This is a genomic window from Kribbella sp. NPDC004875 (assembly GCF_042873375.1).
Taxonomy (GTDB): domain Bacteria; phylum Actinomycetota; class Actinomycetes; order Propionibacteriales; family Kribbellaceae; genus Kribbella.
Window position 1 is genome coordinate 335,378 of the sequence record NZ_JBIALI010000007.1, and the last position, 22,972, is coordinate 358,349.

The following is a 22,972-nucleotide window of genomic DNA, read 5'->3' on the forward strand; positions in this document are numbered from 1 at the left end:
GTGGATGCGAAGAAGTCGCCGCGGGACAAGTGGATCACGGTCTACGGGCGGAAGCCGGTGCTGGAGGCGTTGCACGATCCGAAGCTGTCGGTGGCGAAGGTGGTGCTCGCGGACAACGCGACCGGACACTCGATGCAGGAAATTCTGCGCGCGGCGGAACGGTTCGGAACGCCGGTCGAGCGGGCGACGGCCAGCAGGGTGAAGTGGCTGGCCGGAAACGGCAAGCACGACCAGGGTGTGGTCGCGGACGTGAACGCGCCGCGGATGACGCCGCTGGAGGAGTTCGTCCGGAACCGCGGAAAGCGGCCGACCAACGTTTTCCTGCTTGATGGCGTGACCAATCCCGGAAACGTCGGAATGATTCTGCGGACCGCGACCGGCGCCGGGATCGACGGCGTCATCCTGCCCAGGGCCGGTACGCCGCACGTCGGGCCGCTCGTCATCAAGGCGTCGGCCGGGGTCGCGTTCCAGGCACCGATCGTGAACACGTCCACCGCGAAGGCCGCGGTGGACCTGCTGCGGACCGCCGGGTACCACGTCTACGGGCTGTCGGCCCGTTCCCAGGACTCGCTGTTCAAGGCCGAGCTCGCACCGCGCGCGGTGTACGTGCTCGGCGGTGAGACCAACGGCATCACCGTGACCACGGACTCGGACCTGCAGATCCCGTTGCACGCGACCGTCGAGTCGCTGAACGTCGCCGTCGCCGCCGCGGTCGTCGCCTTCGAGGTCACAAACCGCTGATGATCACGAACCGCTGACAGCCGTCTCGAACCGGCGAGAGCCCGGAAAGGCGGAGTACATCACAGCTAGCCGGTGATCTTGGCGGCCAGCGCCTCGGCCGCGTCGCGGGTGTAACCGCCGCTGATCTGGATCTTGCCGCCCGGGATCGCGGACTGCACCGTGGGTGCCGCGACCACCTGGTCGTGGACGACGATCGCCAACTGGTTCGCCGGTGGCTGCTGTTGGGCGAGGCTCGCGGTGAGCTGCGCGAACAGCTTGGTGCCCTCGGGGTCGAGGTTCAGGGCGACGTACCACTGGCCGGTCGTCGATCCCTGCTGCACGTCGGCCTTGACCTCCGACACGTTGCTGCCGTTCAGCTCAACCTTGCCGAGCGTGTACGCGGTGCCCTTGTCGTCGCAGGACACCCCAGCCGGCGCCGGCGTGGGACAGTTGCCGGGCTTCGCCGTCAGCACCCGGCGGAACTCGACCGCAGCGGGGTCCGACGGTTTCGTGCGCACGGCCGGAGTCTTGTCCGCCGCCTTGTCGTCGCCCTGGGTCGCGAGCAGCACGACACCGGTCACCACCAGGATCACCAGCAGCAACACCAGCCCACCGACCAACAGCCACAGCCCCTTCGACCGCGTCGGCGGCCCCGGCGGCTGAGAAGGAAACGGCGGCGGATAAACCGGCTGATCCGGCAACTGCCCCGGCGGCAGATTCGGCGGCGGGCCTGCAGGCTGATTCGGCGGTGGACCCGGCGGCTGCGTCATGGGTCACCATGCTAAGTAACGAGGAAGTCACTCCTTGAGCATCCGCGCGGCAAGTTCCGCATTCCGCTGCGCGAACTCCCGCCACAACTCCGGCGTCTCCGCCGCCCGCTCGCGCCCCGTCGCCGCGCCCGCGGCCCGCTGCGTCCACCGGCACATCCGCCCGCCCCGCACCTCGAACCGGACGAGCACCCCCGACGCCCACCCGTAAACATCGGCGTCCCGTGGCTCGAGCCAAGAGACCTTCTGCTCCGCGACGATCCAGTCCAGCGCCTCGATCTCCCCCTGCACCTTCGCGGCGAACTCGTACCGCAGTTCGCCCGCCGCCCGGTCCCGCCGCCGCACCAGCTCGTCGCGCACCGTGCCGACCGCGGCCGGATCCCGTTCGAGTACGGCGATCGCGGCCCGCGCCAACGCGTCGCGGTCCTTCGGCCCGATCCCGAACAACCGGCCGAACTCCTCGGCCGACCCGTCACCTTCGACCGTGTACTGCAGCGGCAGCACCCGATGCAGACCGGAAATCGCCTGCCGGATCCGCAGTCCACCGAGATACGGCCCGAAGTGCGGTGCGTTCCCGGCGACGATGTGCTCGAACCGCAAGCCCGGCCGGGTGCCGCTGTCGAGCCGGATGTACCCGACCACCTCCGCCCCGCCCTCGACGCGGTTCCAGCGCGGCTTGAAGTGCTCGAGCAGATTGCGTTCGAGCCACGCCGCCTCGTGCTCCGAGTCGCACCAGACCCCTTCCACGCGGGCGATCCGCCGTACCATCCGCGCGAGGTGCGGACGGTCGCCGAGGTTCACCCAATACGACTGCACGCGGCGGCGGAGGTTGCGCGCGCGACCGACGTACAGCACCTTCCCGGTGGCGTCGCGGAAACGGTAGACGCCGGGGCCAGTGGGAAGCTCCCGGACACTGCGGATCATCAGCCCAGTGTGCCCGGTCCGATCGGCGCTGTGATCGATCGACGGAGTGTTTGAAACGAATGGTCGTCCGGCCTTGCGCAGGGGTGTGGTGAGACGCCATTCTGGCGGGCGATCCGAGTGCTCGCAGGGGGCTGTGAGGGCGGGCGCCGGGGTTGTGGAGCTGGGGGGCTCGTGAGGATTTCCGCCACGTGGCTGCGCCGTGCGCTGCCCGGATTGTCCGTCCTGCTGTTGCTGCCGCTCGCCGTGATCGCGCCGGCGCGGGCTGCTGTCACGCCGACCGGATTCAGCGAGCAGGTGGTGTTCAGCGGCCTGACCAACCCGACGAACGTCGCGTTCTCGCCGGACGGCCGCGTGTTCGTCGCCGAGAAGAGCGGGTTGATCAAGGTCTTCCAGTCGCTCGACGACACGACACCGAGCGTGTACGCCGACCTACGCACCGAGGTCTACAACTACTGGGACCGTGGTCTCTTGGGGATCGCACTGCATCCCAACTTCCCAACGGATCCACGCATGTACGTGCTGTACACGCACGACGGCCTGATCGGCGGGACGACACCGAAGTGGGGTACGCCGGACACGAACGACGACCCGTGCCCGAACCCGCCCGGCCCGACCAGCGACGGGTGTCAGGCGAGCGCACGGCTGTCGGTGATCAACGGGGCCGGTGCCGAGCAGGTGCTGGTCGAGGACTGGTGCCAGGTGTACCCGAGCCATTCGATCGGCTCGATCGAGTTCGGCCCTGACGGCATGCTGTACGCCGGCGGTGGCGACGGCGCGAGCTTCAACTACGTCGACTACGGCCAGGACAGCTACCTGGCCTCGGACGTCACACCCGACAACCCTTGCGGTGACGGGCCCGCAGCGGTCAGCGCGACGCTCACCTCGCCGACGGCCGAAGGTGGCGCACTGCGCGCGCAGGACCTGCGCACGTCCGGCGATCCCACCACTTTGGACGGTTCGATCATCCGCATCGACCCCGACACCGGCCAGGCCGCGCCGGGCAATCCGCTGATCACCAGCGCCGACCTGAACTCCCGCCGGATCGTCGCGGAGGGCCTGCGCAACCCGATGCGGTTCACCTTCCGCCCAGGCACCAAAGAGCTCTGGATCGGCGACGTCGGCTACTCGACCTGGGAGGAGATCGACCGGATCGCCGACCCGACGGCCGGCGTCACCAACCTCGGCTGGCCTTGCTACGAAGGGGCGGGCCGCCAGCCCGGATACGACAGCGCGAATGTGTCGATCTGCGAGAACCTGTACGCCGCCGGCTCCTCCGCGGTCGCAGCGCCGTACTACTCCTACAAACACACCGAGCAGGTCGGCGGAACGTGCTCGACCGGCAGTTCGTCCATTTCCGGTCTGTCCTTCTATTCGGGCGGAAACTACCCGTCGGAGTACGACGGTGCGCTGTTCTTCACCGACTACAGCCGCAGGTGTGTGTGGGCGATGATGCCGGGCAGCAACGGGCTGCCGGACCAGAGCAAGATCCAGCTCTTCGCGTCCGGGTACGGCGCCACTCGCCTGCGGACCGGTCCGGGTGGCGATCTCTTCACCGTCGACTACGACAACGGCCGCATCCTGCGCTACGTGTACAACGGCACGAACAACCCGCCGACCGCCGTCATCCACGCCGCCCCGTCGAGCGGGCCGACGCCGTTGACCGTGACATTCGACGGAACCGCGTCCAACGACGCGGACGGCGACCCGCTGACGTACGCCTGGGATTTGGACGGGGACGGCGCGTACGACGACTCGACCGCGCCGACCGTTCAGTACACCTACACGACGACCGCGACCGTGACCGCGCGCCTGCGGGTGTCCGACGGGAAAACGTCGAGTACGACGTCCACGCAGATCGACGTGGCGAACACGGCGCCGACCGCGTTGATCACCTCCCCCGGTCCGGCGACGACCTGGAAGGTCGGGGACACGATCGCCTTCTCGGGTTCGGCGACGGACCCCGAGCAGGGGACGCTGCCGGGCTCGGCGCTGACCTGGTCGCTGATCATGCATCACTGTCCGAGTGACTGCCACACCCACACCATCACGTCGCTCACCGGTGCGAGCAGTTCGTTCCCGGCCCCGGATCACGAGTATCCGTCGTACCTCGAGCTGCGGCTGACGGCGACCGATGCGCAAGGACTGACCGACACGAAGAGCGTGCGGCTGGATCCGAAGACGGTCGGCCTGAAGTTCGGCACCGTCCCGGCGGGGCTGCCCGTGACGTTCCTGAACACGACCGGGAGGACACCGCTCAGTGGTACGACGATCGTCGGGTCCAGCGTGTCGGTGTCGGCGGACCCGGCACAGGCGATCTCGAACCAGGCGTACCGGTTCGCGACCTGGTCGGACGGCGGGGCGCGGAACCACAACCTGACGGCACCCGCGACGGCCGCGTCGTACACGGCGACGTACGGGGTGAAGCGGAACATCGCGCGGGGCCGGCCGACGGTTGCCTCGAGCGTCTATCTGCCGGGGCGTGAGGCGGCGAAGGCCGTCGACGGGTCGATGAGTACGGCGTGGTCCAGTGCGCGATCCGATCCGCAGTGGATCCGGATCGATCTCGGCTCGGTGCAGGTCGTCAACCGCGTGTTGCTGAACTGGCTGTCGACGGCTTACGCGAAGTCGTACCAGGTCCAGGTCTCCGGGAGCGGGCGGACGTGGAAGACCGTCGCGTCGACCGTCAGCGGTGACGGCGGGACGGACGACGTACGGTTCACGCCCAACTATGCGCGGTTCGTGCGGATCAACGCGACGAAGCGGGCCGTTGCCGGGAGCTACTACTCGCTGTGGGAGTTCGGCGTCTACCAGGACAGCGGGCCGGCGACCGGGATTGCTGGTCAGTGCATCGATGTCTACCAGGCGGCCACCGCGGACGGCACTCCGACCACGCTCTACACGTGCAAGGGGGCGGTCAACCAGCAGTGGACTCCATCCACCGACGACGGCACGATCCGCGCGATGGGTAAGTGCCTGTCTGCCCGTGCCATCACCTCGGCCACGCCCGCGGTTCTGTGGACGTGCGACGGTACTGCGGGCCAACGCTGGGTGCCCCAATCCAGTGGCACGTTGGTCAACGCCGCTTCGAGCCTGTGTCTGGCCGCCACCAACGGCGCAACCGCCAACGGCACGAGACTCGTCCTCAACGCCTGCAGCACGGTCAGCAGTCAGAAGTGGGTGCTCCCGTAAATTCGATCGTTGACGTGGCCGCTCCGGCCTATCGTCTTCCCCATGAGCAAGGGTTGGGTGGACGAAGGGTACGGCGCGGTCGCGGACACCTTCGCGGAGAACTTCTCGTCGTTCCCGGAACTGGGCGCGGCGGTCACTGTCTACTCGGGTGGACGGAAGGTGGTGGAGCTCTGGGACGGCGAAGCGGTGCCGGGGCGGGCCTGGACGCGGGAGACCGTCGTTCCGGTGTTCTCCTGCGCCAAGGGGCTGGTGAGCGTCGTCGTACACCTGCTGGCGCAGCAAGGCCGGCTTTCGCTCGACGCACCGATCGGTGACTACTGGCCGGAATTTGTTGCTGCAGGCAAAGACGGGATCACGTCCCGGATGATCCTCGGGCACCGGGCCGGGATCCCCGTGCTGGACAAGACGTTGTCGTTCGACGAGATCGCGGCGTGGACGCCGGTGGTCGCGGCGATCGAGGAACAGCAGCCGCTGTGGGAGCCGGGGACGACGTACGAGTATCACGGGCACGTGTTCGGTTTCGTCCTCGGTGAAGTGGTACGGCGGATCACGGGACAGCTGCCTGGGGAGTACTTCCGCTCGGTGATCGGCGATCCGCTCGGGTTGCGGGCCTGGATCGGCCTGCCGGCGTCGGAGTTGCCCACGCTGGCCCGGTTGGCGGAGGCGGACGAACGGCCGCCTGCGCTGGATCCCGAACACCTGCTGATGCGCATCGTGACGATGAACGGCGCGCTGGTGTTCCCGGGACTCGACGTACCGCACGGCTGGAACGATCGCGACCTGCTGGCGATGGAGCTCCCCGGCGCGGGTGCGGTCGCATCAGCCACCGGCCTCGCGGGCGTGTACGCCGCCGCAGTCACCGGCATCGACGGCTCGGAACGCCTGCTCACCCCTGGCACCATCTCCGACGCGGTCACCGAGGTGTCGTCCGGCGCCGGGTTCCTCGGGTTCGACGCCGGCGCTCGCTGGGGTTCAGGGTTCCTGCTCGACAGTACTTTCCGCCCGACGCTCGGCCCGCGCAGCTTCGCCAACGACGGCGCCGGCGGCCAGTTCGCCTTCGGCGACGACGAGTACGGCGTCGCGTTCGCCTACACCACGAACCGCATGATCGGCCACGGCGACCCACGAGCCACCCGCCTCGTCACCGCCCTCCGCACCTCCCTGACCTGACCATCTCACCGAAGCGGGTGCCAACTGAACGTGCCGGTGGACGTGCGTTGGACATGGCCCAGGCCTGGGAACGGGAGGTGGTAGGCGTGGATCATCAACTGCTCGTCGGCCGCTCGTTCCAGCATCGCGCGGCGGGTGGCGACGGAGACGGGACGATCCAGGTCCCATGGCGTGGACCAGGTCGGATTGGTGAGCTGGAGCGGGTCGTAGAAGGTGTCGCCGACGCACAGCAGCCGCTCTCCCCCAGACTCCAGGAGAATCGCGGAATGCCCCGGCGTGTGACCGGGTGCGGCGACCGCGCGGATTCCGGGCAGGAGTTCCGTGTCGTGCTCGAAGGGCCGCATCCGCTCGCCGAAGAGGCGGATCGTTTCGCGCGCGGCCGCAAGGTGCGGCTGCGCTGACGGCAGCTCTACAGGCCCCTTCCAGAACGCGACCTCCGAGGCATGCGCGTACGCCGTTGCCGCCGGGAACCGCACCTCGCCGGACCAGATCGCGCCGCGGGAATGATCCTGGTGGAGGTGGGTGAAGACGACGGCGGCCAGGGTCGCGCGGGACAGGCCGACGTCGTCCATCCCGTGCTCCAACTGACCGACGAGCGGCTCGATGTACTCGCCGTACCCGAGGAAGCTCGCGCCCAGACCGGTGTCCACGACCGCCATCCCGTCCGGCGTGCTGACGAACAGGCAGTTGTAGCCGCAGGTCAACGTAGAGCGGTCTTCGCGCACGGCCGCGGCACGCAACGCGTCGGCTGGTACCCCGGAGTCCGGTGTGAAGAACTGCTCCAGTGGCGGCTCGAACGGCGGCGCGGGCTGACCGTCGCTGACCACTACGCACGCCAACTGTCCGACCGAGAACTCGTACAGCATCGGGTCACTATCGCACCTTTCCGGACCGGCGGGCAGGAGCGCGGCGGATTCGGCACGCCAGACGAAACAGCCCCGCGTTGTGTGATGTGGGGTTGTTCACGTCACAGGGTTTGCCCGGCGGTCGTCAGGTGTTTGTTCGATGAGGGCAAACGCAAAGGATCGTCATGAGCGCAGTAGTCGAGGGATTCGGTGGGGCGATCGTCGCGCCGGGTGACGAGGGGTACGACGTCGCGGCGCGCACCGTGCTGGTCGGGGGCAGCCCCGCGTACGTTTTGCGGCCGGCGAGTGTCGAGGACGTGCAGCACGCCGTCCGGTACGCCGCGGCGAGCGGACTGCCGCTCGCGGTGCGCGGGGGTGGACACAGTTTCCCGGGATTCGGGACGAACGACGGCGGTGTGGTGATCGACCTCGGCGACCTGGCCGGGATCGAGGTCGTCGACAAGGACAAGCACCTCGTGCGGATCGGCGGCGGCGCCACCTGGGGACAGGTCGCGCCCGCGCTGGCGCCGCACGGGCTGGCGATCTCCTCGGGTGACACCCGGAGCGTCGGCGTCGGCGGGCTGACGCTGTCCGGCGGGATGGGCTGGAAGGTCCGCAAGTACGGCCTGGCGATGGACAGTCTGGTCGCCGCGGAGCTCGTGACCGCGGCGGGTGACGTCGTACGGGCGTCGGCCGACGAGAACGCCGAGCTGTTCTGGGCGCTCCGCGGTGGCGGCGGGAACTTCGGGATCGTGACCGCGTTCGAGTTCGCGGCGCACCCGACGACCGACATCTACTTCGGCAAGGTGGTGTTCCCGGCGAGCGAGATCGCCGAGGTACTGCAGGGCTGGGCCGACTACCAGCGCAGCGCGCCCGCCGAGCTCAGCTCGATCGCCTCGTTCGCGAACCCGTTCCTCGGCGGTCCCGAGGCCCCGCTGGAGATCCAGCTCGCGTACGACGGTGACGACGCGGAGCTCGCCGCGCGGGCGATCGACCCGATCCGCGCGCTCGGTACGGTGCTCGCCGACGACATCGCGCTGACGCCGTACGCGGAGGTGCTCGTGGACGGCGCGGTGCCGCCGCCCGGGATCCAGCTGGTGACCCGGAGTGCCTTTGTCGACAAGGATTCCGTGCCGGAGGTACTGCGGATCCTCGCCGAGACCGGCACCTCGGAGGGCTCCCCGATCATCGCCGTCCGGACCGTCGGTGGCGCGGTGGCGCAGATCGCCGACGACGCGACGGCGTACGCTCACCGGCAGGCCGAGCTGATGTTCAGCACGACGACGATCGGTCCGCCGCCGGTGGTCGAGGCGACGCGTCCGGCGCGGCAGCAGCTGTGGGACCGGCTCGCGCCGAACACCACCGGCGCGTACGCGAACTTCCTGTCCACCGCCGACGACGCCGATGTCGCGGCGGTCTACCCGGCGACGACGTACGAGCGGCTCGCGGCGGTGAAGGGCGAGTACGACCCGGCCAACCTGTTCGCCGGCAACCACAACGTGCGGCCGGCATGAGCAAGGTCTGGTTCGTCACCGGGTCGTCCCGCGGTCTGGGGCGCAGTTTCGTCGAGGCCGCCCTGTCCCGTGGGGATCGGGTGGCCGCGACGGCCCGGAGCAGTCTCACCGAACTGAGCAGCAGGTACGGCGCCGCCGTCCTCCCGCTCACGCTGGATGTCACCGACCGGACCGCCGTGTTCGAAGCGATGGGACAGGCCAACGCGTACTTCGGCCGGCTCGACGTGATCGTCAACAACGCGGGCTACGGGCTGTCCGGCGCGGTGGAGGAGTTCGGCGAGGCGCAGCTGCGCGATCAGTTCGACACGAACTTCTTCGGTCCGCTCTGGGTCGTGCAGGCAGCGCTGCCGTACCTGCGTACGCAGGGCGACGGCCACATCATCCAGATCTCCTCGGTCGCCGGCCTCACCGGGCTCGCGCTGGGCGGCGCGTACTGCGCGTCCAAGTGGGCCCTCGAAGGACTGAGTGAAGTGCTCGCCCAAGAGGTCGCTGGTTTCGGAGTCAAGGTGACGGTGGTCGCGCCCGGCGGTTACGCGACCGACGGCGTGACCGGTGGCGTGCAGGCCGACCCGAATCCGCTGTACGACGACCTGCGCGCGGGACTGACGGCGTACCTGGCAGCGGCTGACTTCGGCGACCCGGATGCGGCCGGGCGGGCGATCCTGAAGCTGGCCGACGCGCCCAACCCGCCGCTGCGGGTCTTCTTCGGAACGCAAGGGTTCCCGATGGTGCAGCAGGTGTACGCCGAGCGCCTGAAGACCTGGGCGGACTGGCAGGGTCTGGCGGCGGAAGCTATGTGATTCCGGTTATCCAGCCTCGCGATGCAGCCCGACCGCGACGACGACGATCACCACGGCCGCCAACTCCGCGGCCTGCGGGATCTGCCGCAGGACGACGGCCCCGATCACCGTCGCCACGGCGGGCAGCAACGCCAGCATCAGCGCGAACGTCGACCTCCGCACACGCGCCATCGCGAGCTGATCTGCCACGTACGGAATCACCGACGAACACACCCCGACCCCTACGGCCGCGGTCAGCAACCGCGGGTCCGCGATCGCCGGTGCGGCGTCCCGGACACCGACCGGGAGGGCGAGGATCGTGGCGACACCCATCGCCAGGGCGAGCCCGTCGATCCGGCGCAGTCCTTCCGCGCGAGACACTCGGTGCCCGAGGACGACGTACGCCGCGAACAGGATCGCGTTCAATGCCGTGAACACGAGGCCGATCCAGTCGTGTGAGAGCCGGACATCGGTCAGTAGGTAGACCCCGATGACGGCCAGCGCCAACGCCGACAGATTGCGCAGGCTTCGGACCGCGATAGCGGCCAGCACGATCACGGGGGCGAACTCGGCGGCGGCGACCGTGCCCAGCGGTACCCGGTCGATCGCCAGGTAGAAGCAGCAGTTCATCGCCGCGAGTACGGCGCCCATCGCCAGCAGGACGCGTCGCGTTCCGTCGTCCAGCGATCGCCAGGCGCGCAAGGGCCGGCGCCAGATCCAGAAGATCGCGCCGGCGGCGGCGATCCGCAGCCAGGCCACACCGAGCGGGTCGATCCGCGCGAACAGCAGTACCGCGAGCGCGGGTCCGAGGTAGTGGAAGGTCGCGCTGACGACGAAGTACACCTGCGGCGGAGCGGTCCTGCGCATCACCTCACGGTAGGAATCGTGCCGCGATCGCACCATGGCGTTCCGGCAAGCACAGCAGGCTTCTGCTTGTCACAACGACAAGTGACCCTGAGGCTTGGAGATACTGCGGGTATGCGTCGATCGGGGATGTTTGCCGCGCTGGCCGGGTGTCTGTTGCTGACCGTTTCGCCGTTGACCGCGCAGGCGAAGGTGGAGGCGACCACGGTGAAGACACTCACGTTCAACATGCATCACGGTGTGGGTGTGGTGGACGGGAAGCTCGATCTCGAGCGGGTCGCGAAGACCATCGAGGCCTCGGGCGCCGAAGTCATCGGTCTCCAAGAGGTCGACAAGTTCTTCGATGCCCGCAGCAACTTCGTGGACCAACCCGCCTGGCTGGCGGCTCGGTTGAAGATGAACTACGTGTTCGCCGCGAATCTCGACTGGGACCCGGCCGAGCCGGGCAAGCCGCGTCGCCAGTACGGCACGATGGTGCTCTCGAAGTACCCGATCGTCGACTCGCGCAACACACTGCTGCCGCTGCACGCGGGGAGCGAGCAGCGCGGTCTGCTGGAGACCTTGATCGACGTCGGCGGTACGCCGTTGCGCTTCGCCGACACGCATCTGACCACGATCAACGACGGTGAGCGCGTCGAACAGGTGAACGCGATCATCGGCCTGCTGAAGGATGCGCCCGAGGCGACGCTGCTCGTCGGCGATCTGAACGCCGTACCGACGAGCACCGAGGTCAAGACGCTGACGACGCACTGGACCGACACGTGGCCGCAGAAGGGGTTCGGGCTCGGGCTCACCAGTCCGGTGCCGCTGCCGACCAAGCGGATCGACTTCCAGCTGCACAGTGCACAGCTGACGCCGACCGCGGCATCGGTTCCGGTGAGCCTCGCGTCCGACCACCTGCCGGTCGCGGCGACCTATTCGTTCAGCTGACGTTCGTACACCTCCGGTGACCAGCCGGCCGCGGTCTTCGTGACCAGCTTGGCACCGAGGCGCTCGTAGAACCGGTAGCCCGCGGTGTTCTCGATCCGCAGGCCCCAGCTGATCGGGAGCCGGTCGGGCAACGCGATCCGGGCCAGCGCGAGCATCAGTTTCCGGCCGATTCCGCCGTCCCGGAACTGCTCACGGACGTAGAGATCGTCGAGCGCGAGCTGGTCGCCACCGACCCAGAGGTACGGGCGGCGGACCGCGGAAACGTAGCCCGCGGCGATTCTGTCAACGTGTGCGATCAGCACGAACACGGTTTCCTGCTCGAGGAAACCCCGCCAGTCCTCGACAGTCGACGTCACGTAGTTCCGTTGGTCCTGATAGTCGGCCAGCTCCCCCAGCAACGTCAGGACCGTTTCCGCATCCGCGACCAGCGCGCGGCGAATCTCAATGGACATGAACCCCTCCGGTCGAAGGCTTGAACGCCGGTACGACGACCAGCGCGAGCGCGGCCGCCACCGCGGCGGTGATCGCGGCGAACGTGAAGCCCCGGCTGAACCCGGTCGTCACGGTCCCGGCCAGGCTGGCCGCCGCCACACTCGACACCACCGCGACACCGAGCGACGCGCCGAACTCGTGGAACGTGCTCAACAGCCCGGACGCCAGCCCGGCCTCGTGGTGGTCGACCTGCGCGAACGTCGTGGTCGACGCCGCCACGAACGCGGCACCGAGCCCGATCGTCCCGACGCTCATCCCGATCACGACCACCGCAGCACCTTCCCAGATCGCGGGGACGGCGACACCGAGCCCGGTGATCAGGAACCCTGCGAACGCGACAGGTCGCGCGCCGACGCCGCCGACGAGCCGACCAGCGAAGTGCGCGCCGACGATCGCGGCGAGGGCGACGGGGAGGAACAACAGTCCGGTGCGGAGGGCGCCGTACTGCTGGAAGTGCTGCAGGTAGAAGGAGCCTAGGAAGAACATCGAGATCATCAGCGCGGTCGCGACCAGGAGCATGAAGATGCCTGCGGCAACCGGTCGGCGGGTGAGGATCTTGAGGTCCATCAGTGGCGAGCGGACGGTGCGCTGGATCCACGCGAACACGCCGTACAGAACGACAGCGCCGGCCAACGTGCCAAGGGTCGCGGCCGAGAGCCATCCGCGGTCGCCGGCGTTGATCAGTGCGTAGATCGCCGTACCGGTGCCGGCCGTGACCAGCAGCGCGCCCGGGACATCAAGGCGACCGGACTGCTCACTCGGGGTATCGGCCGGGAGCATCCTGAGCAGCAGCGTGAAGACCGCCGCGCCGATCGGCAGGTTGATGTAGAACACCCACTGCCAACCGGGGCCCGCTGTGAGCAGGCCGCCGAGAAGTACGCCGACCGCGGAGCCGCCACCGCCCATCGCGGACCAGATGCCCAGCGCCTTGTTGCGCTCCTCGCCGTCGAACGTCTTCGTGACGACGGACAGCGCTGCCGGCGACAGCATCGCGGCGCCGATCCCCTGTGCCACCCGTCCGGCGAGCAGCATCTCGGGGCCGGTGGCGAGACCGGTCGCCAGTGAGGCGAGGGTGAACACGAACAGGCCGGTCAGCACGACGCGGCGGGATCCGAACAGGTCGGCGGCACGACCGCCGAGGAGCATCAGGCCGCCGAACATCAACGTGTACGCACTGACCACCCAGGTCAGCGTCTCGCGCTGGAGCTGGAGGTCGGTCTCGATGTTCGGCAGCGCGATCGCCACCACGGTGACGTCCAGGATCAGCATGAACTGCGCGACGGCGAGCAGCCCCAGCAGTCGCCACCGCCGGGGGTCTGGTTGGGTCATGGCCTCATCCTTAACTTGAACACAGCTGTACGGGTTATGGTCGGTACGGTAACTCGTACACTGGTGTTCGACAAGAGGATTTCGTACACTGGTGTTCAATTTCCAGGGAGGTGGGTGGATGGCGACCGCGACCACCAGGCGGGCAGACGCGCAGCGCAACATCGCGGCGATCCTGACCGCGGCGGCCGACTGCCTGACCCGCGACCCGAACGCGAGTACGTCGGAGATCGCGAAGGCGGCCGGCGTCGGCCGGGTCACGCTGTACGGCCACTTCCCGTCACGCGCCGAGCTGGTCGACGCGGTGTTCGTGCAGGCGATCGCGGTCGGCGAGGAAACGCTCGGAAAGGTCGATCTCACCGGCGATCCGCGGGCCGCGCTGACCCGGCTGATCGAGTCGAGCTGGCATCTCGTGGACCAGTACCGCGCACTGTTACTCGCGGCTCAGGAGACGCTGCCGCCCGGGCGCGTGCGTGAGTTGCACGCCGATCCGATGGCGCGCGTGGAACGCCTGCTGGAACGCGGGCGCAAAGAAAACGTGTTCCGTTCCGACCTGCCGACGTCGTGGCTGGTCAGCGTCATGCACAACGTGATGCACGGCGCCGCAAGCGAGATCCACGCCGGCCGCATCACGTCGGCCGACGCCGCCCCCTACATCACCGCAACCCTCCTAGCCGCGTTCACCCCACCCACCTGACCCCACGCCCCGCCGATCCGTCGAGTCGTGAGAACTGGCTGCCAATCCGGAACCACACCCCACGACTCGGCAACCCGCCACCAACCAAACGCCACGACTCGACGGGCCCGGGGGCCGGCCAGGCGGCGCGGGCTCGGCGCGGCTGGGGAGAGGTGTCGTGCGTGCGCGAGGAACGCCCGTACGGCGCGAACCCCGCCCGCCACGCGAGCGCCCGCTCCCCACAACCCGCCCACGCTCCGCCGAGTCGTGAGAACCGGCTGGCGATCCACGACCACACCCCACGACTCGGCGGACCCACCACGAACCAAACGCCACGACTCGACGGGCCCGGGGGCCGGCCGGGCCGCGCGGGCTCGGCGCGGCTGGGGAGACGTGTCGTGCGTGCGCGAGGAACGCCCGTACGGCGCGAACCCCGCCCGCCACGCGAGCGCCCGCTCCCCACAACCCGCCCACGCTCCGCCCAGTCGTGAGAAACGGTTGCCAACCTACGACCACACCCCACGACTCGGCGGACCCACCACGAACCAAACGCCACGACTCGACGGGGCTGGGGGCCGGCCAGGCGGCGCGGGCTCGGCGGCATGGGGAGACGGGGGTGCGGACGCGACGGACGCCCGGAGTGATTAGCGGTCCTCGACCGTTCCGAGGTGTGGAGACAGGTCGGTGTCCGCCTCGAGCTCGACGGTGCCGCGGCGCATGACCCAGCGCTGCCAGCCGTCGTCCAGGCCGTGCTCGTATGCGTACAGCACGCCGTACGACCCGGGCGCGACGCGCGCGATCGAGCGGAACAGGTCGATCACCGTGTCATCGCGGCGGTTGTGCGAACCGGCCAGCCAGACGTGCACCATGCCGTTCGCGAGACGGCAGTCGACTGTCTCGTTCGCCACCCCGCCGGCGTCCGCGAGCAACCGGCGTACCTGCTCCTCCGCGTTGTGCTGCTGGGTGTCGTCGTCATCCGGGCTGGGCGACGCGACGACGGTCGCCCAGCCGTGCCACTCGTACAACTACTCCAGCCAGACGGTTTCGAAGGTCGGGTTGGCGTGGATGTGCACAGCCTCGTAGCCACCGGGACCCGTACGGAACTTGTGCGGTGTGTCGGCCGGGACCACCAGGATCTGCCCGGCCGTGCCCACGATTTCCTCCGTGTCGACGGTGAACGTCGCCGAACCACGCCGGATGATGAACGTCTCGGCGTACGGATGCTTGTGCAACCGCGGCCCGACGCCCTCCTGCGTGGTCGACTCGAGAATCAGCGAAACGCCGGCCCCACCCGGCAGCTCGGTGTAGTTCTCGGTCCACTCCTCCCCGTCGTCCCTCCCGTCGGCGCGATTGATCACCGCGGCCCCGGAACTCGCGATCTCCGTCATGCCACCCTCCTCGCTCTGAGCTGTCACCGTAACTTCGCACCAGGCGCTTTCAAACCCCTTTCGCCCTGCCGCACCGGTGCCGCCGGCGGGCTCGCATAAGGTGAGGCGCATGCCGCTGTACGCGTTCGAAGGTAAGCGCCCGACCGTCCACCCCGACGCCTGGATCGCCCCGACCGCCACGCTCGTCGGCGACGTCGTCGTCGAGGCCGGCGTCTCGATCTGGTACGGCGCCGTGATCCGGGCCGACCTCGGCACGATCACGATCCGGGCCGGCGCCAACATCCAGGACAACACCGTCATCCATGTCGGCCACAACGGCTGCGAGATCGGCCCGAACGCGACCGTCGGCCACCAATGCCTCGTGCACGACTGCACGATCGGCGAACAAGCCCTCGTCGGCAACGGCGCGATCGTCCTCGACGGCGCCGTCGTAGGCCCCCGCACCCTGATCGCCGCCGGCTCCACCGTCACACCGGGCGCCGTCATCCCCGGGGAGTCGGTCGCGATGGGCAGCCCCGCGAAGAAGATCGTCCCCCTCGAAGGCACCCCCAAGCTCTTCGTCGACCACAACGCCGCCGTCTACCACGCCCTCGCCAAACGCCACGCCACCACCGTGGAACTGGTGGAGGACTAGACACCGCGATCTGACCTGTTTGAGGGGCCGGCCCCTCAAACGGCGGGTGGGCCCCCGGCATTTCGGGGACACACCCCACACCTTCAGGGGCCGGCCCCTCAAACGGCGGGTGGGCTCAGAGGCGCCAGGTGTAGCGGCGTTCGGGGCGGCCTGTGGTGCCGTAGCGGAGGGTTACTTCGGCTTGGCCTCGGGTGGCCAGGAACTCGAGGTAGCGGCGGGCGCTGACGCGGGAGATGCCGACGACTTCGGCGCATTCGGCGGCTGACAGGTTCTCGGGGGCGTTGCGGAGGGCCGCGGTGACCAGGTCGGCGGTTTCTTGGCTCAGGCCCTTCGGGAGGCGGTTGACGAGCGGCCGCGCGGGCGCCAGCACCCGATCGACGTCGGCCTGGGACGTGACCTGGTCCGGCACGCTGGCCCGCCGCCGCGCGTACTCCTGCAGACGCGACCGCAGATCGTCGAACCCGAACGGCTTCAGCAGGTAATTCACCACCCCCTGCCGAACAGCCCCACGTACTGCGTCCGCCTCCCGCGCGGCCGTGATGACGAGGATGTCGACGTCCGGCTGCGCGGCTCGCAGGCGTGCGATCAGGTCGAGCCCGAAGACGTCCGGGAGGTAGAGATCGAGCAGCACCAGATCGGGCCGGAGTTCGGTCAGTGCCGTCACGGCCTGGTCGCCCGAGTTCGCCGTACCGACGACCTCGAAGCCGTCCACGCGGTCGACGAAACCCCGGTGGATGCGAGCCACCATGAAGTCGTCGTCAACGACCAGCACGGTGATCATCGGGCTCCTTCGGGGGTTGGCTGGGCGGACATCCGGGCGATGAAGGCGGCGCCACCGTCGGTGAGGTTGGTGACCGCGACCTCGCCGCCGCGACGCCGGCAGATCAGCCGGGTCATCGCGAGCCCGATCCCGCGTTCGCCCTCGGCCGCGGCCTTGGTGGTGAACCCGTGCGCGAACACCTCCTGCGCCAATTCCGGCGCCACCCCGGGACCGGAGTCGCGGACGACGATCTCCACACTCGTCGCGTCCTGTCGCAGCTCGACCTCGACCCACGCGGGCGACAGCGGCGTACCGGACTGGGCGGCGGCGTCGATCGCGTTGTCGACGAGGTTGCCGAGTACGGTCGCGATGTCGGCGGACAGCTCCGGATCGAGGCGCAACAACGTGGTTCGTTCGGACACCCGGAGCTCGACGCGGCGTTCGGCCGCGAGCGACGACTTCGCCATCAGCAGGGCGGCGACCGTGGTGTCGTGGACCCGCCGGGTCACGGTCAGGTCGAGCGACTCACGATAGCGGTTCAGCGCGCCGACGTAGGTGACGACCTCGTCGTACTCCCCGATCTGGATCAGCCCGGAGATCGTGTGCAACTGGTTCGCGAACTCGTGGGTCTGCGCCCGCAACAGCTCCGCGGACGAACGGAACGATCCGAGCTCCCGCTCCAGTTGCGCGAGCTCGGTCCGGTCACGCAGCGTGGTGACGGACCCGAGTGACCGCCCGTCCTTCAGCACACTCATCCGGTTCATCACGAGTACGCGCCCCCGCCGTACGACGACCGCGTCGCGCGCCTCGTCCTCGCCCGCGAGTACCTCGCGGAGCCGGCCTTCGATCCCGAGCTCACGCAGCGACTTCCCGACCGCGTTCGACGGCAGATCGAGCAGCCGGCGGCCGACGTCGTTCACCAGCGTCACCCGCAGATGCGGGTCCAAGGCAACGACTCCCTCGGCGAGCCCGTACAGCATGGCTTCGCGGTGCTCGGCCAGTCCGGCGATCTCCCGCGGCTCGAGCCCGAGCGTCTGCCGCTTGATCCGCCGCGCCAGCAGCCACGACCCGAGCAGCCCGAGCACACAGGCGATCCCGAGATAGATCGCCAGGTACGACGATGCGCCGCGCAGCCGCTGCACCGCCGACGGCGCCCGCTCACCGACCATCACGGTCCCGATGTGGTCGCCGAGGGTCCCGTCCGATATGCCGCTGCCGTCGCGGCCCTCGCTCAGCACCGGTACCTGCGCGACGAGTTCCTTTCCGCCGTCACCCGTCAGCTCACCGGACCAGCCGCGACCGTCCGCGACCTCGGGAACACCCAGTGTGAGTTGGGTGCCGATCAGGGTCGGATTCGTTGCCGCGATCACCTTTCCGCCGGCGTTGGCCACCGTGATGGAACTGACTCCCGACTGGGCGAGGCTCGTCTGCAGCGCGGGCGCGAGCATCTCCGCGGGCGCCGGATTCCGGATACCGAACCGGAGCGCGGGACTGGACGACAACTGCTCGGCCAGCAGCGTCACGCGCCGTCCTTCCACCCGGTTGAACGTGGCAGCGGACTGGGCCAATGACACGGCGGCCACGGCGACCAGGACGATCACGACGATCGCCAGCTGGAGCACCAGTAACTGCCCCGCCAGGGTGGGCCGTCCCCGCAGTCTGATCGCCATCGTCACCTCCTGTCCGTCCGCCTGTCCGTCCGCACCGCATGATCACCGCTCGAGCGCCCGAGTGCCACACTTCACCCAGGTTCGGCCCGTGACCACAATGAACTCAACCACCGCTGCGGCCACAACGCAGACGCCGGCACCGCTGGAGGTCCACGATCGTCGCCACCTGATCCCCTCGAGAAAAGGACTCCGCCAATGAGGTCCAGGCCAGTGCTGACCGCAGCCACGGCGCTGCTCGCCCTACTCAGTTTCACCGCGTGTGGCGCGACTGCGGACAAGAAGGACGCCGGCGACAGCGCGGACGGGAAGCCGGCCACCGGGCTGCGGCTGATGGTGCCGAACACCGCGGGTGGAGGGTACGACACCACCGCCCGGACCGCCGCGAAGGTGATGGAGGACGCCAAGATCGCCACCGGCATCCAGGTGTTCAACCTGCCCGGTGCCGGCGGCACGGTCGGCCTGCAGCGGACCGTGAACGAGAAGGGCAACGGCAAGCTCGCGATGCAGATGGGCCTCGGCGTGGTCGGCGCGACGTACACCTCGAAGTCGAAGGCGACGCTCACCCAGACCACCCCGCTGGCGAAGCTGATCGAGGAGGCCGGCGCGATCGTCGTCCCGAAGAACTCGCCGTACAAGACGATCCAGGACCTGGTCACCGCGTGGAAGGCGAACCCGAAGGGGATGGCGGTCGGCGGCGGCTCGTCGCCGGGCGGGCCGGACCACCTGCTGCCGATGCAGCTCGCGCAGGCCGTCGGCATCAACCCGAAGGACGTCAACTTCGTCTCGTACGACGGCGGCGGTGAACTGCTGCCCGCACTGCTGGGAAGCAAGATCGCCTTCGGGGCCAGTGGGTTCGGTGAGTTCCTCGACCAGGTCGAGAGCGGCCAGGTCCGGGTCCTCGCGGTGACCAGCGAGAAGCCGATCGAGGCGCTGAAGGACGTGCCGACGCTGAAGGACTCCGGCATCGATCTGGTGTTCACCAACTGGCGCGGGATCGTCGCCCCGCCGGGGATCAGCGACGCGGACAAGAAGGTCTGGATCGACGCGCTCACCAAGATGCACGACTCGGCGCAGTGGAAGGCCGAGATGCAGAAGCACGGCTGGACCGACGCGTTCGTCACCGGTGACGAGTTCGGCAAGTTCCTGACCGACCAGGACAAGGCGGTCGCGGACATCCTGACGAAACTGGGGCTCGCCGCGTGAGTACCGCCGAGACTCAGACCGAGGCTCGGCGGGACAAGGCGCAGTACGGAGTGTGTGGGTTCCTGGCGGTGGTCGGCGTCCTGGTGATCGTCGACGCCGCCCGGCTCCAGCACATTGCCAACAGCAACGATCCGATCGGCCCGAAGCCGGTCCCGATCGTGCTCGGCGTACTGCTCCTGGTGGTCGCCGTGCTGTACGCCGTCGACGTCGCGCGCGGCGGGACCGGTGCGGCCGAGGAAGGCGAGGACGTCGATGTCACCTCCGCCGTCGACTGGCGCACCGTCCTGCTGCTGATCGGCGCGTTCGTGGTGAACCTGGTGCTGATCGAGCCGCTCGGCTGGGTGATCAGCGGGACCCTGCTGTTCTGGGGTTCGGCCTTCGCTCTCGGCAGCCGGCACCACTTCCGCAATCTGGTCGTCGCGGTCGCGCTGGCACTGATCACGTTCTACGGGTTCGCGATCGGACTCGGGGTCGGCCTGCCCGCCGGCGTACTGCAAGGGATTCTCTGATGGACAACCTGATGAACCTGCTGAACGGGTTCGGTGACGTACTGACGCCGGTCAACCTGCTGCTCGCCCTGCTCGGCGTCACGGTCGGTACGGCGGTCGGCGTCCTGCCCGGGATCGGCCCGGCGATGACCGTCGCGCTGCTGCTCCCGATCACCTACGGGCTGGAGCCGGTGCAGGCGTTCATCATGTTCGCCGGCATCTTCTACGGCGGCATGTACGGCGGCTCCACCACATCGATCCTGTTGAACACCCCCGGCGAGTCGTCATCGGTGGTGACGGCGATCGAGGGCAACAAGATGGCGCGGGCCGGACGCGCCGCGCAGGCGCTGGCGACGGCCGCGATCGGGTCGTTCGTGGCCGGCACCATCGGGACCGTGCTGCTGGTGCTGGTGGCTCCGCAGGTGGTGAAGTTCGCCATCAGCCTGGGCGCGCCGGACTACCTGGCGATCATGCTGCTGGCGTTCGCCGGAGCGACCTCGGTGCTCGGGTCGTCGCGGATCCGCGGGTTCGCGGCGCTGCTGCTCGGACTGGTGATCGGGCTCGTCGGGATCGACAGGGTGACCGGTCAGCAGCGGCTGACGCTCGGGATCCCGCAGCTCGCCGACGGGATCGACGTCGTGGTGGTTGCCGTCGGCATCTTCGCGGTCGGTGAGGCGCTCTGGGTCGCGGCCCACCTCCGGCGGAACCCGGGCACGGTGATTCCGGTCGGGCGGCCGTGGATGGGCAAGTCGGACTGGCGCCGTTCGTGGAAGCCGTGGTTGCGCGGGACGGCCTACGGTTTCCCGATCGGCGCGCTGCCGGCCGGTGGCGCGGAAATCCCGACGTTCCTCTCGTACGCGACCGAGAAGAAGCTCTCCAAGCACCCGGAGGAGTTCGGCCACGGCGCGATCGAGGGCGTCGCCGGACCGGAGGCCGCGAACAACGCGTCGGCTGCCGGAACGCTGGTGCCGATGCTCGCGCTCGGCCTGCCGACCAACGCGACCGCGGCGGTGATGCTCGCCGCGTTCACGTCGTACGGCATCCAGCCCGGACCGTTGCTGTTCCAGCGCGAGCCGAAGCTGGTGTGGGCGCTGATCGCCAGCCTGTTCATCGGAAACCTGTTCCTGCTGCTGCTCAACCTGCCGCTGGCGCCGGCGTGGGCGAAGCTCCTGCAGATCCCCCGCCCGTACCTGTACGCCGGCATCATCTTCTTCGCCTCGATGGGCGCGTACGCCGTGAACGCGCAACCGCTCGACCTTCTGCTGCTGTTGCTGCTCGGTCTGCTCGGCTTCGCGATGCGCCGTTTCGGATTGCCGGTGCTGCCGCTGATCATCGGCGTGATCCTCGGCCCGATCGCGGAACGGCAGGCGCGGATGGCCCTGCAGCTGTCCAACGGCGATGTTTCCGGTCTGATCGGCGGCCCGGTCGCGTACCTGATCTACGCGGTGATCCTGCTGATGATCGCCTGGCCGCTGATCGCGAAACTGCGGCGGAAAATCATGACGAAAGATGTCGTAGTTTCCGCCTGACACTGGTGGCATGAACGATCAGCACAGGGCCTGGCTGGGTGTGATCTCCGCGGATCACACCCGGCGGGCCGTCGACGGCGGTTTCATCCAGCTCAACCACGGCAAGCGGTACGGCGTCGCGCGGCTGCGGAAAGGCGACGGTTTCGCGATCTACTCGCCGACCGAGCGGTACGGCGAGAAGCGCCCGCTGCGCGCCTTCACCGCCCTCGGGATCGTCGCCGACGAGACGCCGTACCGGGCCGAACCGATGGACATGGGCAGCCACGGCGTGGTGCAACCGTGGCGCCGGCGGATCGAGTTCTTCCCGGTCCGCCGGATGCCCGTCGGCGACCTCGACCTCGAACTGACCCGCGGTTCGAAATGGGGCTATCAGCTCCGCCGAGGCCTGGTCCAGCTCACCCCCGGCGACTTCGACGCACTACGCGAGCAGATGGTGGCTAAGGCCGTGTAGTCAGCGGCAGGAACACCTGGTCGACGATCTCGACGAGTACGTCGGCAGTCACCGGGGTCGCCCCGTTCAGCGCGTACTCGTTGCGCAGCAGGTCGACCGCGACCGTGGCCACGCGGGGCGTCAGTGCCGCCTCGCCGACCTCGCCACGGCTCGCGGCGCGGGCCAGCACGGTCAGCCAGTGCGCGACGCCCGCGCGGGCGACCTGGTCACGCAGTTCCCGCAGCCGCTCGGGATCGGAGCGGATGTCGGCGAGCAACTGCCGAAGGATCGTTCCCATCGGCGACGACATCCGGTCATTGGCGCGGGTGAGCAGCGCGAGCGCGTCCCTGCGCAGCGATCCGGTGTCGGGCGTCTGGTCCGGGCTGCTCGGGAGCATCCGGCGGTACGCCGCGATGCACAGCGCGGCCCGACTCGGCCAGCGGCGGTAGATCACGTTCTTCGCGGTCCCGGCCCGGGTCGCGACACCGTCCATGGTGAGGTCGCGGTACCCGACCGCCAGCAGCTCGTCGACCGCCGCCCGCAGGATCGCCTCCTCGAGCGCGGCGCCCCGCCGACGCGTCCCCTGGGTCACGGCTCCTCCTCTGAGAGATACCCAGAGTATCCCATGACAATCGGCCTAACTTCTCTTCAAGAACCCTTCTTAAGCTACCAGC

23 protein-coding genes are annotated in these 22,972 nt (G+C 69.0%); 12 read left to right on the forward strand and 11 right to left on the reverse strand.

Features of this window, described 5'->3' with window-relative positions:
* Positions 1–741 (forward strand): TrmH family RNA methyltransferase, encoded by a 741-nt coding sequence (locus ACFYRH_RS35980; protein WP_387784501.1) that lies wholly within the window; start codon positions 1–3, stop codon positions 739–741.
* A 65-nt stretch (positions 742–806) separates the two neighbouring features.
* Here the strand turns inward: ACFYRH_RS35980 and ACFYRH_RS35985 are convergent, their stop codons facing one another.
* Both ACFYRH_RS35985 and ACFYRH_RS35990 read right to left on the reverse strand, forming a co-directional pair.
* Positions 807–1,490: a hypothetical protein gene (locus ACFYRH_RS35985; protein ID WP_387784503.1), complete on the reverse strand. Its 684-nt coding sequence runs from the start codon at positions 1,488–1,490 to the stop codon at positions 807–809.
* Between the two features lie 27 nt (positions 1,491–1,517).
* Positions 1,518–2,411, reverse strand: a complete 894-nt coding sequence (locus tag ACFYRH_RS35990; RefSeq protein WP_387784504.1) for a GIY-YIG nuclease family protein — start codon at positions 2,409–2,411, stop codon at positions 1,518–1,520.
* A gap of 171 nt (positions 2,412–2,582) precedes the next feature.
* Here ACFYRH_RS35990 and ACFYRH_RS35995 point away from each other — a divergent pair, with 171 nt between their 5' ends.
* Together ACFYRH_RS35995 and ACFYRH_RS36000 are read left to right on the forward strand one after the other, a co-directional pair.
* Positions 2,583–5,600, forward strand: coding sequence for a PQQ-dependent sugar dehydrogenase (locus tag ACFYRH_RS35995; protein ID WP_387784506.1), 3,018 nt, complete (start codon positions 2,583–2,585; stop codon positions 5,598–5,600).
* Between the two features lie 42 nt (positions 5,601–5,642).
* Positions 5,643–6,770: a serine hydrolase domain-containing protein gene (locus ACFYRH_RS36000; protein WP_387784508.1), complete on the forward strand. Its 1,128-nt coding sequence runs from the start codon at positions 5,643–5,645 to the stop codon at positions 6,768–6,770.
* A 5-nt stretch (positions 6,771–6,775) separates the two neighbouring features.
* Here ACFYRH_RS36000 and ACFYRH_RS36005 read toward each other — a convergent pair whose 3' ends face one another.
* Positions 6,776–7,636 carry an MBL fold metallo-hydrolase gene (locus ACFYRH_RS36005; protein WP_387784510.1) on the reverse strand — a complete coding sequence of 287 codons (861 nt, stop codon included), beginning with the start codon at positions 7,634–7,636 and terminating at the stop codon, positions 6,776–6,778.
* Between the two features lie 164 nt (positions 7,637–7,800).
* Here ACFYRH_RS36005 and ACFYRH_RS36010 point away from each other — a divergent pair, with 164 nt between their 5' ends.
* Positions 7,801–9,129 carry an FAD-binding oxidoreductase gene (locus tag ACFYRH_RS36010; RefSeq protein WP_387784512.1) on the forward strand — a complete coding sequence of 443 codons (1,329 nt, stop codon included), beginning with the start codon at positions 7,801–7,803 and terminating at the stop codon, positions 9,127–9,129.
* On the forward strand, positions 9,126–9,929 hold the full coding sequence (locus ACFYRH_RS36015) for an SDR family NAD(P)-dependent oxidoreductase (protein ID WP_387784514.1): 804 nt from the start codon (positions 9,126–9,128) through the stop codon (positions 9,927–9,929). Before ACFYRH_RS36010 ends, ACFYRH_RS36015 begins: the two co-directional genes overlap by 4 nt.
* A gap of 6 nt (positions 9,930–9,935) precedes the next feature.
* Here the strand turns inward: ACFYRH_RS36015 and ACFYRH_RS36020 are convergent, their stop codons facing one another.
* Positions 9,936–10,775 (reverse strand): DMT family transporter, encoded by an 840-nt coding sequence (locus ACFYRH_RS36020; RefSeq protein ID WP_387784516.1) that lies wholly within the window; start codon positions 10,773–10,775, stop codon positions 9,936–9,938.
* 111 nt (positions 10,776–10,886) lie between these two features.
* On the opposite strand from ACFYRH_RS36020, the gene ACFYRH_RS36025 reads away from it, so the two are divergent.
* Positions 10,887–11,702: an endonuclease/exonuclease/phosphatase family protein gene (locus ACFYRH_RS36025; RefSeq protein WP_387784517.1), complete on the forward strand. Its 816-nt coding sequence runs from the start codon at positions 10,887–10,889 to the stop codon at positions 11,700–11,702.
* Here ACFYRH_RS36025 and ACFYRH_RS36030 read toward each other — a convergent pair.
* Complete coding sequence (locus ACFYRH_RS36030; RefSeq protein ID WP_387784519.1) at positions 11,687–12,154, reverse strand: GNAT family N-acetyltransferase; 468 nt, start codon at positions 12,152–12,154, stop codon at positions 11,687–11,689. The genes ACFYRH_RS36025 and ACFYRH_RS36030 overlap by 16 nt on opposite strands.
* The gene (locus ACFYRH_RS36035; RefSeq protein ID WP_387784521.1) at positions 12,144–13,523 is read right to left on the reverse strand and encodes an MFS transporter; all 1,380 of its coding nucleotides are present in this window, start codon (positions 13,521–13,523) and stop codon (positions 12,144–12,146) included. Before ACFYRH_RS36035 ends, ACFYRH_RS36030 begins: the two co-directional genes overlap by 11 nt.
* 118 nt (positions 13,524–13,641) lie before the next feature.
* On the opposite strand from ACFYRH_RS36035, the gene ACFYRH_RS36040 reads away from it, so the two are divergent.
* Complete coding sequence (locus ACFYRH_RS36040; RefSeq protein WP_387784523.1) at positions 13,642–14,217, forward strand: TetR/AcrR family transcriptional regulator; 576 nt, start codon at positions 13,642–13,644, stop codon at positions 14,215–14,217.
* Between the two features lie 623 nt (positions 14,218–14,840).
* Here the strand turns inward: ACFYRH_RS36040 and ACFYRH_RS36045 are convergent.
* Both ACFYRH_RS36045 and ACFYRH_RS36050 read right to left on the reverse strand, forming a co-directional pair.
* On the reverse strand, positions 14,841–15,221 hold the full coding sequence (locus ACFYRH_RS36045; protein WP_387784524.1) for an Imm7 family immunity protein: 381 nt from the start codon (positions 15,219–15,221) through the stop codon (positions 14,841–14,843).
* Positions 15,222–15,584: a cupin domain-containing protein gene (locus tag ACFYRH_RS36050; protein ID WP_387784526.1), complete on the reverse strand. Its 363-nt coding sequence runs from the start codon at positions 15,582–15,584 to the stop codon at positions 15,222–15,224.
* A gap of 109 nt (positions 15,585–15,693) precedes the next feature.
* Here ACFYRH_RS36050 and ACFYRH_RS36055 point away from each other — a divergent pair, with 109 nt between their 5' ends.
* Positions 15,694–16,218 (forward strand): gamma carbonic anhydrase family protein, encoded by a 525-nt coding sequence (locus tag ACFYRH_RS36055; RefSeq protein ID WP_387784528.1) that lies wholly within the window; start codon positions 15,694–15,696, stop codon positions 16,216–16,218.
* Positions 16,219–16,333: 115 nt separating this feature from the next.
* Here the strand turns inward: ACFYRH_RS36055 and ACFYRH_RS36060 are convergent, their stop codons facing one another.
* On the reverse strand, positions 16,334–16,999 hold the full coding sequence (locus ACFYRH_RS36060) for a response regulator (protein ID WP_387784529.1): 666 nt from the start codon (positions 16,997–16,999) through the stop codon (positions 16,334–16,336).
* Complete coding sequence (locus ACFYRH_RS36065; RefSeq protein WP_387784530.1) at positions 16,996–18,648, reverse strand: ATP-binding protein; 1,653 nt, start codon at positions 18,646–18,648, stop codon at positions 16,996–16,998. Before ACFYRH_RS36065 ends, ACFYRH_RS36060 begins: the two co-directional genes overlap by 4 nt.
* A 195-nt stretch (positions 18,649–18,843) precedes the next feature.
* On the opposite strand from ACFYRH_RS36065, the gene ACFYRH_RS36070 reads away from it, so the two are divergent.
* Genes ACFYRH_RS36070 through ACFYRH_RS36085 form a run of 4 tightly spaced genes read left to right on the forward strand, consistent with a single transcriptional unit; the run spans position 18,844 to position 22,319 of the window.
* Positions 18,844–19,851 carry a Bug family tripartite tricarboxylate transporter substrate binding protein gene (locus ACFYRH_RS36070; protein ID WP_387784532.1) on the forward strand — a complete coding sequence of 336 codons (1,008 nt, stop codon included), beginning with the start codon at positions 18,844–18,846 and terminating at the stop codon, positions 19,849–19,851.
* Positions 19,848–20,360 (forward strand): tripartite tricarboxylate transporter TctB family protein, encoded by a 513-nt coding sequence (locus ACFYRH_RS36075; RefSeq protein ID WP_387784534.1) that lies wholly within the window; start codon positions 19,848–19,850, stop codon positions 20,358–20,360. Before ACFYRH_RS36070 ends, ACFYRH_RS36075 begins: the two co-directional genes overlap by 4 nt.
* A complete protein-coding gene (locus ACFYRH_RS36080; RefSeq protein ID WP_387784536.1) occupies positions 20,360–21,868 on the forward strand; it encodes a tripartite tricarboxylate transporter permease in 1,509 nt (502 codons plus the stop codon). The genes ACFYRH_RS36075 and ACFYRH_RS36080 overlap by 1 nt, the downstream gene beginning before the upstream one ends.
* A gap of 10 nt (positions 21,869–21,878) precedes the next feature.
* Complete coding sequence (locus tag ACFYRH_RS36085; RefSeq protein ID WP_387784537.1) at positions 21,879–22,319, forward strand: EVE domain-containing protein; 441 nt, start codon at positions 21,879–21,881, stop codon at positions 22,317–22,319.
* On the opposite strand, the gene ACFYRH_RS36090 is transcribed toward ACFYRH_RS36085, so the two are convergent.
* Positions 22,306–22,890: a TetR/AcrR family transcriptional regulator gene (locus ACFYRH_RS36090; RefSeq protein WP_387784539.1), complete on the reverse strand. Its 585-nt coding sequence runs from the start codon at positions 22,888–22,890 to the stop codon at positions 22,306–22,308. The genes ACFYRH_RS36085 and ACFYRH_RS36090 overlap by 14 nt on opposite strands.
* Positions 22,891–22,972: the final 82 nt, after the last annotated feature.

Bases quoted from the DNA above. Each gene is read 5' to 3' on its own strand.
- ACFYRH_RS36065 (WP_387784530.1), bottom strand. From the start codon at position 18,648: ATGGCGATCAGACTGCGGGGACGGCCCACCCTGGCGGGGCAGTTACTG.
- ACFYRH_RS36000 (WP_387784508.1), top strand. From the start codon at position 5,643: ATGAGCAAGGGTTGGGTGGACGAAGGGTACGGCGCGGTCGCGGACACC.
- ACFYRH_RS36020 (WP_387784516.1), bottom strand. From the start codon at position 10,775: ATGCGCAGGACCGCTCCGCCGCAGGTGTACTTCGTCGTCAGCGCGACC.
- ACFYRH_RS36015 (WP_387784514.1), top strand. From the start codon at position 9,126: ATGAGCAAGGTCTGGTTCGTCACCGGGTCGTCCCGCGGTCTGGGGCGC.
- ACFYRH_RS36050 (WP_387784526.1), bottom strand. From the start codon at position 15,584: ATGACGGAGATCGCGAGTTCCGGGGCCGCGGTGATCAATCGCGCCGAC.
- ACFYRH_RS36060 (WP_387784529.1), bottom strand. From the start codon at position 16,999: ATGATCACCGTGCTGGTCGTTGACGACGACTTCATGGTGGCTCGCATC.
- ACFYRH_RS35985 (WP_387784503.1), bottom strand. From the start codon at position 1,490: ATGACGCAGCCGCCGGGTCCACCGCCGAATCAGCCTGCAGGCCCGCCG.
- ACFYRH_RS36040 (WP_387784523.1), top strand. From the start codon at position 13,642: ATGGCGACCGCGACCACCAGGCGGGCAGACGCGCAGCGCAACATCGCG.
- ACFYRH_RS35990 (WP_387784504.1), bottom strand. From the start codon at position 2,411: ATGATCCGCAGTGTCCGGGAGCTTCCCACTGGCCCCGGCGTCTACCGT.
- ACFYRH_RS36080 (WP_387784536.1), top strand. From the start codon at position 20,360: ATGGACAACCTGATGAACCTGCTGAACGGGTTCGGTGACGTACTGACG.
- ACFYRH_RS36005 (WP_387784510.1), bottom strand. From the start codon at position 7,636: ATGCTGTACGAGTTCTCGGTCGGACAGTTGGCGTGCGTAGTGGTCAGC.
- ACFYRH_RS36030 (WP_387784519.1), bottom strand. From the start codon at position 12,154: ATGTCCATTGAGATTCGCCGCGCGCTGGTCGCGGATGCGGAAACGGTC.
- ACFYRH_RS36070 (WP_387784532.1), top strand. From the start codon at position 18,844: ATGAGGTCCAGGCCAGTGCTGACCGCAGCCACGGCGCTGCTCGCCCTA.
- ACFYRH_RS36055 (WP_387784528.1), top strand. From the start codon at position 15,694: ATGCCGCTGTACGCGTTCGAAGGTAAGCGCCCGACCGTCCACCCCGAC.
- ACFYRH_RS36085 (WP_387784537.1), top strand. From the start codon at position 21,879: ATGAACGATCAGCACAGGGCCTGGCTGGGTGTGATCTCCGCGGATCAC.
- ACFYRH_RS36025 (WP_387784517.1), top strand. From the start codon at position 10,887: ATGCGTCGATCGGGGATGTTTGCCGCGCTGGCCGGGTGTCTGTTGCTG.
- ACFYRH_RS36010 (WP_387784512.1), top strand. From the start codon at position 7,801: ATGAGCGCAGTAGTCGAGGGATTCGGTGGGGCGATCGTCGCGCCGGGT.
- ACFYRH_RS36035 (WP_387784521.1), bottom strand. From the start codon at position 13,523: ATGACCCAACCAGACCCCCGGCGGTGGCGACTGCTGGGGCTGCTCGCC.